Below are 12,244 nucleotides of genomic sequence, written 5' to 3'. Positions count from 1 at the left end.
CCCAGCGCTCCGAACGGCAACCACCCTCAAACCCCACCCGAGCCCGGCCTTGCCGGGCTCTCGTATTTCTGGAGACCATCATGTCCACGTTCACCATCGAAACCACCTACCGCATTCCGATCTACCGTCAGCGCAGCTACCAGGCCGACACGCTGGTTGAAGCCTGCCGCCTCGCCATCGAGGACGATGACTGGGAGGGGCAGAGGGAGGACTACGAATCCGCCGGCGAGACCTATGTGACCGGCGCCTGGCCGGGCGACGTCCCGCCCTACAGCGTCCCGGCGCTTCCGATCCCGTCGCATTTCGGCGAGGCCCTTCAGCGCAAGGCCGAGCACTTCGAGATTCTGCTCGGCCTGCTCAAAGTCTTCGCGCTCCCGCCCGATGGCGGCCTGGCCGACGAACCGTTCTGGTGCCAGCGGGTTCACGCCGCGATCGCGAAGGCCGAGGCGATCCTCGCAGGCGCCCGCGATCCCGACGACGAAGGAAGCGTGTCATGACCGAATACATCGTCAAGATCGCTTTCTGGCTGCGCGCTTTCGACAGCGTCAATGTCGAAGCACGCACCGACGCCGAGGCCATCGAGAAGGCGAAGGTGGCCGCTCGAACAGCGATGGAATCCACCACCTATCCCGAGCACATCGACACGGACGAACGGCGCGAAGGCGTTATCGCCTACATCGACCGGCTGACTCCAGACGGTCGGGATGAGGTCATCGAGGACGTCGAATTCGACGACGACCGAATCCACGATGCGCCCGCCGCCTGACAACCGCTCCCACAATCCACCCCTCGAAGCCCGGCCACCGCGCCGGGCTTTCGCATTCTAAGGAGACTGACATGGCCGACTATTTCACCCATTTCTCGTGCCTTCTCGATGTCGGCACACCCGAGAACGCAGCCCGCGCTCTCGAACTCTACAACCACGCGCCAGCGGACGATGACGGGTTCTCCTTGTCCGACGGCTTCCTTCTCTCGTTGGACAGCGAGGGCAGATCGCAGCTCTGGATTCGCGACGACGCCACCGGCGATCCCGAACGGGTGATCGAGTTCGTCCTGCTGTGCGCGGAGCAATTCGACCTCAAAGGCCTTTGGGGCTTCGAATATGCCAACACTTGCTCGAAGCCGCGCCTCGACGCCTTCGGCGGCGGCGCACACGTCATTGATCTCGGCGCCCGCAAAAGCATCGGCTGGATCAGCACCAACGAATGGCTCGTCATCGCTCTCGATGGAGGCGACCCCGATGCCTGAGATCATCGAAACCACCGTCTATCGTCTCGATGAACTCGACAACGCGGCGAAGGATAGGGCACGCGCCTGGTATCGGCAGGCCGACTTCGACCATGACTGGTTCGAGTTCGTCTATGACGACTTCGAGCGCGTCTGCGCGATCATCGGCGTCGAGCTCAAGACCAGCCCCGTTCGCCTCTACGGTGGCGGCACACGACAGAAGCCCTGCATCTGGTTTTCCGGCTTCTGGAGTCAGGGCGACGGCGCTTGTTTCGAGGGGCGCTACGGCCACGCGACGGGCGCACCGGGGACGATTCGCGGTCATGCGCCGAAGGACGATGAGCTTCATCGGATCGCCGATGTCCTGCAGGCGATCCAGAAGCGAAACTTCTACCAACTCCACGCCACCGTGGCGCATCGCGACCGCTACCACCACGAATACAGCATGGCGATCTCGGTCGAGCGCGACAGCCCGACCTGGCAGGATATGACCGCCGACGCCGAGGAAACCATCATCGAGGCGCTGCGCGATCTCGCCCGCTGGCTTTATCGCGAGCTCGATCGCGAATACGACTACCTCACTTCGGACGAAGCCGTCGATGAGGCCATCACCGACAACGCTTACACCTTCACCGATACCGGCCGCCGTTTCGGCTGACGGTTAGCGCCTCGCTCTCCGAACCTTGTAGCGCCGCCCACGATCCTCGGGCGTGCCTTGCCTGGACGCCGCGCGGCGCCGGTCAACGGGCAAGCCGTTTCCGCGCAAGGCGCGCGTGACCGTCGCCGCTTCACGCCGTCCTTCGCGGAGACCGCCTAACAGATCGGAGGCGGAGCAGATGTGCAAGGTTCTCAACAAGCGAGTGACTGGCGTTCCAGCCGAAGCCGTCTATATCGGCCGCGGCAGCAAATGGGGCAATCCGTTCCGGATCGGCCCCGAAGGCGATCGAGCCGCCGTCATCGCAAAGCACGAACGCTGGCTCGCAGATCAGCACCATCTGCTGCGCGCGCTCGACGAGCTGCGCGGCCGCGACCTCGTCTGCTTCTGCGCGCCGCTCCCCTGCCACGGCGACCTCCTGCGTCGACTGGCCAACGCCAGCCGCGACGAGCGGATTGCGTGGTGGCGCGCTGTGAAGGCGGCGGCGCGATGAGAGGAAGAGGGCGGCCGGGACGGGTTTGAGCCGGTGCGGTCCGAGAGAGAGCGCCGGCCGGCTCATCCGTTCCCGCTCTCCCGAGGCTCCCTTCATGAACGATCTTTCTCAGATCGCGGCCGACCAGGCCGCGCCGCTGTCGCCTGTCCCTCATCCCGACGCCCTCGGCGCCATCATCGCCGCCGCCCAGCAACTCCTCCCTCATCTCGAGCACGGCCAGCGGGTCGACGCCGCGATCCTGCGCGCCGCCATGGAAGCGGCGTTCGGCGCCTCCGACTCTTCCGGCGCCTGGGACTGGAAGACGGCTTATGACGCTTGCGAGGCCGCAACGGTCCTTTTCCTCCGCAAATACGGAAAGGCGCTGTTCCGCAAAGCCGACTCTCCGGCTTCACGACTTTCCGCCCTGGCCAAGATCGCGGGGCTTCTCCCGACTCACACGCGCCGCTCCGCCGAGAGCGAGGCCTTCCAGCAATTCTCCACGCCGACCCCGCTCGCCCTGGCGGCATTAACCGCTGCCGCCATTACCCCGGCGGACCGGGTGCTGGAGCCATCGGCCGGCACCGGGCTCCTCGCCATCCTGGCCGAGATTGCCGGCGGCGCACTTGTCCTGAACGAGTTGGCCGAGGCCCGGGCGACGCTGCTTTCCTCCCTATTTCCGGCCGTCACCGTCACGCGCTTTGACGCCGCCCAGATCGACGATCACCTCGATACCGCCGTCGTCCCGAGCGTCATCCTGATGAACCCGCCCTTCTCGGCGATGGCGAACGTCGCCGGCCGCATGGCCGACACCGCCTATCGCCACATCGCCTCCGCCCTGGCGCGTCTCGCCGATGGCGGGCGGCTGGTGGCGATCACCGGCGCAAACTTCGGGCCCGACGCCCCGGCCTGGAGCGACGCCTTCGTCCATCTGCAGGAACGCGGCCGCATCGTCTTCACCGCCGCGATCGACGGAGCGGTGTATGCCAAGCACGGCACGACCATCGACACGCGGCTGATCGTCATCGACAAGATGCCCGCCGAGGACCCGGCTGTGCTGCCGGAATCGCGGGGCATCGCGCCCGACATCGCCACCCTGCTCGGCTGGATCGCGGAGCATGTTCCGGCGCGTCTGGCGCTTGCGCCGAGTCACGCGATCCCCGTGTCGGCCGCCGCCGCGCCGCGAACGGTGCGGGGCTATCTCGCCCGCGCCGCTGCGGCAGGGCCGGCCAAGCCGTCCGTCGCCGATCCGGAGGCGGTCGATCTCGACTACGAGACGATCGACTGGACGCCGCCCGAGGGCGCGCGTCTCAGCGATGCGATCTATGAGGAGTACCGGCTCCAATCGATCCGGATTCCCGGAGCCCAGGCGCACCCGACCAAGCTGGTGCAGTCCGCCGCCATGGCATCGGTCGCGTCGCCGAAGCCGAGCTATCGGCCGCGGTTGCCGGTCGACCTCGTCAGCGACAACCTCCTGTCCGACGCCCAGCTCGAGACGGTGATCTACGCCGGCGAGGCGCATGGCGACTATCTCGCCGGCGCCTGGACGGTGGACGAGACCTTCGATCTCGTCACCGCCGCCCGCGACGATGCTCCGAGCGCCGTCCGCTTTCGCCGCGGCTTCATGCTGGGCGACGGCACCGGCGCCGGCAAGGGCCGCCAGTCTGCCGGCATCATCCTCGACAACTGGCTGAAGGGCCGGCGCAAGGCGGTCTGGATCTCCAAGTCCGACAAGCTGCTCGAGGACGCCCAGCGCGACTGGTCCGCCCTCGGCATGGAGCGCCTGCTCATCACGCCGCTCTCGCGCTTCGCGCAGGGCAAACCGATCCCGCTGGCCGAAGGCGTCCTATTTTTAACCTACGCTACGCTGCGGTCCGACGACCGCGGCGAGAAGCTTTCGCGCGTCCGGCAGATCGTCGAATGGTTGGGCTCCGACTTCGACGGAGTGATCATTTTCGACGAGAGCCACGCCATGCAGAACGCCGGTGGCGGCAAGGGAGAGCGGGGCGATGTCGCGCCCTCGCAGCAGGGCCGCGCCGGCTTGCGCTTGCAGCACGCTCTGCCGAACGCGCGTGTGGTCTATGTCTCGGCCACCGGCGCGACGACCGTCCACAATCTCGCCTATGCCCAGCGGCTCGGCCTCTGGGGCGGCGAGGACTTCCCCTTCGCCACGCGCGCGGAGTTCGTCGAGGCGATCGAGGATGGCGGTGTCGCCGCCATGGAGGTGCTGGCGCGCGACCTGCGCTCGCTCGGGCTCTACGCTGCCCGTTCGCTCTCCTATGACGGCGTCGAATATGAGCTGATCGAGCACCAGCTCACTGCCGAGCAGCGGCGCATCTACGACGCCTATGCCGGCGCCTTCGCCATCATCCACAACCATCTCGACGCCGCGATGCAGGCGGCGAACATCACCGGCGAGACCGGCACGTTGAACCGGCAGGCGAAGTCGGCGGCCCGCTCGGCTTTCGAGAGCGCCAAGCAGCGTTTCTTCGGCCACCTGCTCACCAGCATGAAGACACCGACGCTGATCCGTTCGATCGACCAGGACCTGGCCGACGGCCATGCCGCCGTCATCCAGATCGTTTCGACCGGCGAGGCGCTGATGGAGCGCCGGCTCGCCGAGATCCCCACTGAGGAATGGAACGATGTCCGCGTCGACATCACGCCGCGCGAGTATGTTCTCGACTATCTCGCCCATTCCTTCCCGGTGCAGCTCTACGAGCCGTTCACCGATAGCGAGGGCAACCTCTCGTCCCGGCCCGTCTTCCGAGAAGGCCAGCCCGTCGAGAGCCGCGACGCTATCGCCCGCCGCAACGCGCTGATCGAGCGCCTCGCTTCGCTCCCGCCAGTGCCCGGCGCGCTCGACCAGATCGTCCAGCGCTTCGGCACGGACCTCGTGGCCGAAGTGACCGGACGTTCGCGCCGTGTGGTGCGCAAGGGCGACCGCCTCGTCGTGGAGAACCGAGCGGCCTCCGCCAATCTCGCCGAAACGGCCGTCTTCATGGACGACCTGAAGCGCATCTTGGTGTTCTCGGAGGCGGGCGGGACTGGGCGTAGCTATCACGCCGAACTGTCGGCGCGGAACCGCCGGCTGCGCGTCCACTATCTGCTCGAACCCGGCTGGAAGGCCGACGCCGCGATCCAAGGTCTCGGGCGGACCAACCGCACCAACCAGGCGCAGCCGCCACTCTTCCGGCCAATTGCGACGGATGTGAAGGCCGAGAAGCGCTTCCTCTCGACCATCGCCCGCCGCCTCGACACGCTGGGCGCCATCACCCGCGGTCAGCGCCAGACCGGCGGCCAGGGCCTCTTCAGACCAGAAGACAATCTTGAATCGCACTACGCCCGCGGCGCCCTGCGCCAGCTCTACATGCTGCTCGTGCGCGGCAAGATCGAAGGCTGCTCGCTCCAGATGTTCGAGGACGCCACGGGCCTGAAGCTCATGGACGCCAACGGCATCAAGGACGAGCTGCCGCCGATCACGACCTTCCTCAACCGCCTGCTGGCGCTCACGATCGACCTTCAGGGCGTGCTGTTCACGGCATTCGAGCAGTTGCTGAACGCCAAGGTGGAGGGCGCCATCGCCGGTGGCGTCTACGATGTTGGCCTGGAGACGCTGCGGGCCGAGAGCTTCGTCGTCACCGATCGCCGCGCGATCTACACCCATCCCGCGACGGGCGCGGAGACCGGGCTGCTCACCATCACCGAACGCCGGCGCAATCGCCCGGTGACGCTCGATGAGGCGCTCGATCATCTCGCCGATCCTCGCGCTATGCTGCTGGTCAACGAGCGTTCCGCCCGCGCGGCCGTGCAGATTCCGGCGCCGAGCCTGATGCTCGACGATGGCGAGATCGAACGCCGGGTTCGGCTGATCCGGCCGATGGAGCACCATCACGCCTCGCTGAAGATGATGGACGAGAGCCACTGGCACGCGGCGGAGCGCGATGCCTTCGCCACCGCATGGGCTCGCGAAGTGGCCGAGGTGCCGGAGTTCGCCGACAGCGTGATCCATATCGTCGCCGGCTTGCTGCTGCCGATCTGGAAGCGCCTGCCGAACGAGTCGACGCGAGTCTATCGGCTCCAGACCGACGCGGGCGAGCGCATCATCGGCCGCAGGGTCTCTCCGGACTGGGCCGCGAACGCCTCCGTGACCGGGGCCACCACCCTGACACCGGATGCGGCCTTCGCAGCGCTGATGGAGGGGCGTACCGTTCTCGACCTTGCCGAGGGCGTGCAGCTCCATCGGGCGCGCGTCATGGGCGCCCACCGCATCGAGCTGTCGGGCTTCACCGACACGATGCGCGACCGCCTGCGCGCCTACGGCCTCTTCAGCGAGATCATCTCCTGGAAGCTGCGCATGTTCGTGCCGACCGACGTTACCGGCGCCGGCGTGCTGGCAAAAGTGCTCGACCACTATCCCGTCGAGCGTATTGGCGAGCGGGAGGCCGCGTGATGGCCCGCCACGACGCGTCCGAACTGACTCACCGTCTCGCGCGCGACGCCGAGTCGGTGTGCCGCCACTACCTCTCGGCCGGACGGCGGGAGGGCCGCTACTGGCTGGTGGGCGACGTCCGCAACACGCCGGGTCGCTCGATGTTCGTCCGGCTCAAGGAGTCGCCGAGGGGGCCCGCCGGCAAATGGACCGATTATGTTGCGCCGCGAGTTATGTTGCGGCCCTGCACCGGGCGGCGGTGTTGCGAGGGATCGGCAGCTTCTCCGCAACATAACGTCAGCGCTTCGGGGAGGGTCGCGTGATGCCCCGCGACGCTTCCGAGCTGGCGCGTCGGCTCGCCCGTGACGCCGAGGCGGTCTGCCGCCATTACCTGTCGAAGGGTCGACGCCAGGGTCGCTACTGGACGGTGGGCGACGTGCGCAACACGCCCGGCCGGTCGATGTACGTGCGGCTGAGCGGGCCGGACTCCGGCCCCGGCGCCGCCGGGCGCTGGACCGATGCCGCCTCGGCCGAGCACGGCGACCTGCTCGACGTGATCCGCGAGAGCTGCGGGCTGGGCGAGTTCCGCGCGGTCGCCGAGGAGGCGCGACGCTTCCTGTCGCTGCCGCGCGCCGAACCGACGCCCACGCCAAGACCGTCAGCACCGCAGGGCTCGCCCGAAGCAGCACGACGGCTGTGGGCCATGGCGAAGCCGCTCGCTGGCACCTTGGCCGAGGCTTATCTGCGCACTCGCGGGATAGAGCAAGCCCACCATGCGGGCGCACTGCGGTTTCACCCGCGGTGCTACTATCGCCCGGACGAGCATGCGCCGACCGAGACCTGGCCGGCGATGATCGCTTCCGTCACCGATCTCTCCGGCCATCTGACCGGCGCGCATCGCACCTGGCTCGATCCTGGCGGCTTCACGGAGGCGACGCTCGGCAAGGCGCCGATCGACACGCCGAGACGGGCGATGGGCGACCTTCTCGGCCATGCCGTTCGGTTCGGTGCGGCCAGCGACGTCCTCGCGGCCGGCGAAGGGATAGAGACGATGCTGTCGCTCAGATGCGTCCTTCCGACCCTGCCGATGGTCGCGGCGCTCTCGGCGGCGCATCTCTCCGGCATCCTGTTCCCGGACACGCTGCGGCGACTCTACATCGCCCGCGACGACGATCCCGCCGGTGACGGCGCGATGGCGACGTTGATCGAGCGAGCGCAGGAGGCCGGGATCGAGCCGATCGTAATCTCGCCACGGCTCGGAGACTTCAACGAGGATCTCCGCCTACTGGGAGTCGACGCGCTCCGGGCCATCGGCCGGGTGCAGATCGCCGCACAGGACGTCGCCCGCTTCATGGAGCTGGCGGCATAGCCGGAACGGGGATGGGGCGCAGCAGCGTCGTCGCCACTGGGTCGGCGGCCATGCTTTCCGTCAGCGCCGGAGAGGACCACACCCACGGCCTTCTTCAGAGGGCGATCGGGCTCACAGTCGCGCCGGCCGGGCAATGGCGGCAGCCGGCTATTTTCCGGCGGCGGGCCGAGGCCCGCCTTTCCATCGCGAAGCAAAATAGCCGGCCTTAGCCATCAAGGCCCTCGCTGCGCTCGGGCTGCCAGTCCGTCCCGCCGGTGAGCCTTCGTCGCCATGAAGGCCGCGATGGGCGCGGTCGATCCGACGAGGAAAGCCGCGATGACCACCGACCACGACGACGAATTCGAGCCGCACCACAGCTCATCCCCGACCGACCAGGTCCTCCACGAACTCCAGCTCTATGGCTACCGTCCCTTCCACGACGAGCCCGATCCTAGGCCGCTTCCCGAAGCGCAGATCCTCGCCGCCAGTATCTCCGACATCTTCGACGCCCTCGTGGTGGCGCTGGCCGACACTCGCCTCGAACCCGACCTCGACGACCTGCTCTGGTCGACGGTGAACGTCTTCCACCGCGCCATCGAACGGACCGAACGCGAACTCGACGACAACGAGCTGGCGCAGCAGCGCTCGCAACGGGAACAGGATGGCAGCGAGGTCAAATCCGTCGAGCTGGAACGACTGACGGCGGAAGGTCAGACGCTGATCGAGCGGCGCAACGCCTTCGAGCTGATGCGCGACCAAGCCGCCGACCAATTCGAGCGCCACACCCACTCAGCCTGGCGGCCGCGCAACGGCTCGAAGGTCAACCATCGCAACCTGACCTCGGCGATGATCGACAGCCGCGACTTCCTGGCGGCGAAGAAGCGCGCCGACAACCAGGTGCTCTTACCCGCAGGACCGAAAGTGGCTCTGACCGGCGGTCTCGACTTCAACGATCACCGGCTGATCTGGGCCAAGCTCGACCAGGTCCACGCCAAGCACCCGGACATGGTGTTGCTGCACGGCGGATCGCCGAAGGGCGCCGAGCTGATTGCCGCCAAATGGGCCGACAACCGCAAGGTTCCGCAGATCGCCTTCAAGCCGAACTGGACCAAGCACGCCAAGGCCGCGCCGTTCAAGCGCAACGACGCAATACTCGAAGTGCTGCCGATTGGAGTGCTGCACTTTCCCGGCACCGGCATCCAGGACAACCTCGCTGACAAGGCGAAGAAGCTCGGCATCCCGGTCTGGAAATTCGGCGGCGCGTGAGCGCCGCTTTACCCTTCCTGTGTAATGACGTGAAACCGCAAAGGCCGATCAATGGCTTTCCGCGAAACCGCCTTTCAGTCCGGTTCGCCCGTCACAGCGATTCGCGCCGCGCGAGCATAATGCGCCAACTCCGTATCGTTCTCGATCAGGTCATCGAGCAGCGCCTTCATATCGCTTTGATCGGACGCCGATTGAAACGGCCCTGGCCGCCGCTCGATCGCCAGCAACGCAATGGAGAGCGCCTTCTTCACCAGATGCAGGTCGCGACCCGTGAACTCCGCCATGCCGCATGCCTCAACCATCATATCGACTCGTAAACACACCTTAGCCGATCGGTCAGCGCACCGTGAGGGTAACGAGGTTTCACACATTGTCGGCGACCGCCTTTGAGTGGCGGCTCTGTCGGCGGGTGCCACCCCGCGTCTATCGGCGCTGATCCTTGGTCCGCCCGAGAGGCCTGACGCCATCAACCCACAAGGGGTCGGCTTACGCTGAAGCGTGCCGCCGCTCTGTCTTCGCCTTCGCGGTGATTGCGGCCCTCGGCCGGACACATCGGGCGCCTGTCGCGCGGGGATGGCCCCGCCTCAGCACAGGAGCCGGATCAATGTCTCAAGCCCTCGCATTCGCCAACGGCTGGAACCTCGCCACCACCCTCATGGTCTGCGTCGTCGTCTTTCATGCTGACGGTGGCAACTACGGCGTCATGCTCGCCGCCGAATATGACGGCGATCCCGGCGCCGTGATCCACGAATTCGACCCCTTCCAACCATGAAGGGGCGAACTGCCACGTAAGCTGCACCGCAGAAGGCCAGCGGGATTTCCGCTCCCGCTGGCGCTTGTTTGCGGCTATATTCATGGTCGCGCCGTGGTGGTGGTGGAAGGCGCGACCGTCAGACCTTTATCTCACGGAGCACACCGCCATGATCTTCATCGGTATCATCGCCAGCATCGCCGCGATCGGCGTTCTCTGCTGTCTGCTCTTCTATCTTGCGGTCTATGCGCTGCCCTTGTTCGCTGGCGTCACAGTCGGCGCATGGGCTTACGGCACAGGCGCAGGATGGCTCGGAGCTATTACCCTTGGATTTGTCGCGAGCTTGGTCACTCTCGGCGTCGGCCAGCTCTTGCTCGGGTTCGTGAAGCCGCTCTGGCTAAGGCTCGCGATCGCCATCGCCTTCGTCGCGCCGGCCGCAATCGCCGGCTACCACGCCACCCACGGCATAGTGAAACACACCATGCCGTCCGAGACGTGGCAGGTCATCTTCTCTGTGGTCGGCACCATTGCAGTCGGCGTCACGGCATTCGTTCGCGTGACGACGTTGGCCGGGCCCACGCCCTCGGGGCAAGGCGGAATCGCGCGCGCCTAAGCACGCTGCATCGAAGGGGCGGCCCAACGCGGCTTCCACTCGCCGTCCTTGTCGTCTGTTGGCAGGACGATGCCACGGAGCGCGCCTCGACTAGACCCGAGCGGCCCACATCGAAGCCCTTCGGGAAACGCAAGCCAGTCTGCGAAGAGGTTCGCTCAGCACCACGATGGCGAATCCCTGAGGCGTCTTTCGTCTGCGCTGCCGGGTGACGATCCCGCTTTCGTCCGCCGGACACCGATACGGAATGTTGCGCTTAACGTGCCGGTCCCGCGGGGAAGGCGACGGGTCGAGCCATGTTCTCCTCGATACACCTCTGTCTAATCGAGCACTCCAAGCGGCCTCTTCGATGGGCTGATCTGGCCGAAGGCCGGCTACGCCTCGACCGCCTATGCCGCAATGGCGCCGATCGACTTTCTTCCCCTGCCGGCTCTCGCCGGCATTCCTCGCGAAACAACAAAGTCGCTTGGCTGCCATCCTCCGCTGCGCTTCGGCCTGCAAGCAGGTGCGCCGTCGATCGCCTCCGGCCAACCGATCGCCATCGAGGCCGCATGGTGCGGGCTCGAAACAGAGATCAAGGAGAATTACCATGGCGACCATCGGCACCTTCAAGAAGACCGGCAACGAGTTCAGCGGCCAAATCGTCACCCTCAGCGTCCAGGCGAAGAACGTCCGCATTGTTCCCGAGGCCAACCGCTCCGGCGAGAACGCCCCCAGCCACCGCGTCTTCGTGGGCCGCGTCGAGATCGGCGCCGCCTGGGCCAAGCGCTCCAACGAGGGCCGCGATTACCTGGGCCTCAAGCTCGACGATCCGAGCTTCACCGCTCCGATCTACGCCAACCTCTTCGACGACGAGGGCGGCGAGGGATACAGCCTGATCTGGTCCCGCCCCAACGGCCGCCGCGCCGACTAACCGCCTGCGACGCCCCGCCCGATCCTCGGGCGGGGCAAGGCCTTCGAGGCCGGTGATCCGGCTTTCCGTCTTGTCGGTTTTCCACGTTGGCGGCTTTGCACGTTTCCGCCGCTGCGGCGGCGCGGATCACGTGCCCGAGTCGGATCGCAATCCCGATTCGCCGAGACTCATGTCTCAGCTTCCTCCACCGTCTCATCCAGAAGATCGGCGGGCCTCACGCCCAGCGCTTCCGACAAATGCCACATGGTCAACAGCGTGACGTTCTGCTGGCCCCGCTCCATGCCGCTCACATAGGCGCGGTCCACGCCCATTTTCACGGCGACCGCCTCCTGACTCAGACCGGCCGCGACGCGATACCTCCTGACGTTGGCTCCAAAGATTCTGCGAATGTCCATCCGCAGGATAGGAGACAATCGAGTATTATATCGCTACGTGTTATAATACACGGCCACGAGGGCGTGCGCGCGATGCCGCCAGTGGGCCGGCGCGATGCGCGAAAAGCATCGGGAAATTTCGGATGTCGGTCTGGTTTGCATTGGCGATGCGGATACGATCGATTAACCAAACCAGATG

13 protein-coding genes and 1 pseudogene are annotated in these 12,244 nt (G+C 66.5%); 12 read left to right on the top strand and 2 right to left on the bottom strand.

Annotation, left to right across the window (positions count from 1 at the left end; all coding sequences use genetic code 11):
• Window positions 1–80: 80 nt before the first annotated feature.
• The 9 genes and pseudogenes from GGQ98_RS01815 (at window position 81) to GGQ98_RS01780 (ending at window position 9,397) form a co-directional block, all read left to right on the top strand.
• Window positions 81–497 carry a hypothetical protein gene (locus GGQ98_RS01815; protein ID WP_184064203.1) on the top strand — a complete coding sequence of 139 codons (417 nt, stop codon included), beginning with the start codon at window positions 81–83 and terminating at the stop codon, window positions 495–497.
• A complete protein-coding gene (locus GGQ98_RS01810; protein ID WP_184064200.1) occupies window positions 494–766 on the top strand; it encodes a hypothetical protein in 273 nt (90 codons plus the stop codon). The genes GGQ98_RS01815 and GGQ98_RS01810 overlap by 4 nt, the downstream gene beginning before the upstream one ends.
• 71 nt (window positions 767–837) lie before the next feature.
• The gene (locus tag GGQ98_RS01805) at window positions 838–1,248 is read left to right on the top strand and encodes a hypothetical protein (RefSeq protein ID WP_184064197.1); all 411 of its coding nucleotides are present in this window, start codon (window positions 838–840) and stop codon (window positions 1,246–1,248) included.
• Window positions 1,241–1,885, top strand: a complete 645-nt coding sequence (locus GGQ98_RS01800; protein ID WP_184064194.1) for an antitoxin of toxin-antitoxin stability system — start codon at window positions 1,241–1,243, stop codon at window positions 1,883–1,885. Before GGQ98_RS01805 ends, GGQ98_RS01800 begins: the two co-directional genes overlap by 8 nt.
• Before the next feature lie 178 nt (window positions 1,886–2,063).
• Entirely contained in the window at window positions 2,064–2,375 is a 312-nt protein-coding gene (locus GGQ98_RS01795) for a DUF4326 domain-containing protein (RefSeq protein WP_184064191.1), read from the top strand.
• 94 nt (window positions 2,376–2,469) lie between these two features.
• Entirely contained in the window at window positions 2,470–6,804 is a 4,335-nt protein-coding gene (locus GGQ98_RS01790) for a strawberry notch family protein (RefSeq protein ID WP_184064188.1), read from the top strand.
• Window positions 6,804–6,998: pseudogene (locus tag GGQ98_RS18215) on the top strand (DNA primase); the annotation flags it as partial. The gene GGQ98_RS01790 and the pseudogene GGQ98_RS18215, both read left to right, overlap by 1 nt.
• 107 nt (window positions 6,999–7,105) lie before the next feature.
• The gene (locus GGQ98_RS01785; RefSeq protein WP_184064382.1) at window positions 7,106–8,152 is read left to right on the top strand and encodes a DUF7146 domain-containing protein; all 1,047 of its coding nucleotides are present in this window, start codon (window positions 7,106–7,108) and stop codon (window positions 8,150–8,152) included.
• Window positions 8,153–8,467: 315 nt separating this feature from the next.
• Complete coding sequence (locus GGQ98_RS01780; RefSeq protein ID WP_184064379.1) at window positions 8,468–9,397, top strand: DUF2493 domain-containing protein; 930 nt, start codon at window positions 8,468–8,470, stop codon at window positions 9,395–9,397.
• A gap of 74 nt (window positions 9,398–9,471) precedes the next feature.
• Here the strand turns inward: GGQ98_RS01780 and GGQ98_RS01775 are convergent, their stop codons facing one another.
• Window positions 9,472–9,681, bottom strand: coding sequence for a hypothetical protein (locus GGQ98_RS01775; RefSeq protein WP_184064185.1), 210 nt, complete (start codon window positions 9,679–9,681; stop codon window positions 9,472–9,474).
• 320 nt (window positions 9,682–10,001) lie between these two features.
• On the opposite strand from GGQ98_RS01775, the gene GGQ98_RS01770 reads away from it, so the two are divergent.
• The 3 genes from GGQ98_RS01770 (at window position 10,002) to GGQ98_RS01760 (ending at window position 11,671) form a co-directional block, all read left to right on the top strand.
• Window positions 10,002–10,169, top strand: coding sequence for a hypothetical protein (locus GGQ98_RS01770; protein WP_184064182.1), 168 nt, complete (start codon window positions 10,002–10,004; stop codon window positions 10,167–10,169).
• A 148-nt stretch (window positions 10,170–10,317) separates the two neighbouring features.
• The gene (locus GGQ98_RS01765) at window positions 10,318–10,761 is read left to right on the top strand and encodes a hypothetical protein (protein ID WP_184064179.1); all 444 of its coding nucleotides are present in this window, start codon (window positions 10,318–10,320) and stop codon (window positions 10,759–10,761) included.
• A gap of 586 nt (window positions 10,762–11,347) precedes the next feature.
• Window positions 11,348–11,671 carry a DUF736 domain-containing protein gene (locus GGQ98_RS01760; RefSeq protein ID WP_184064176.1) on the top strand — a complete coding sequence of 108 codons (324 nt, stop codon included), beginning with the start codon at window positions 11,348–11,350 and terminating at the stop codon, window positions 11,669–11,671.
• 167 nt (window positions 11,672–11,838) lie between these two features.
• Here GGQ98_RS01760 and GGQ98_RS01755 read toward each other — a convergent pair whose 3' ends face one another.
• Window positions 11,839–12,066 (bottom strand): helix-turn-helix domain-containing protein, encoded by a 228-nt coding sequence (locus tag GGQ98_RS01755; RefSeq protein ID WP_184064376.1) that lies wholly within the window; start codon window positions 12,064–12,066, stop codon window positions 11,839–11,841.
• Window positions 12,067–12,244 lie beyond the last annotated feature (178 nt).

The sequence above is a fragment of the Sphingosinicella soli genome, from assembly GCF_014199685.1.
Taxonomy (GTDB): Bacteria; Pseudomonadota; Alphaproteobacteria; order Sphingomonadales; family Sphingomonadaceae; genus Sphingosinicella; species Sphingosinicella soli.
The sequence above is the reverse complement of the archived record's forward strand: the minus strand, read 5'-3'. Positions and strand labels throughout refer to the sequence as shown.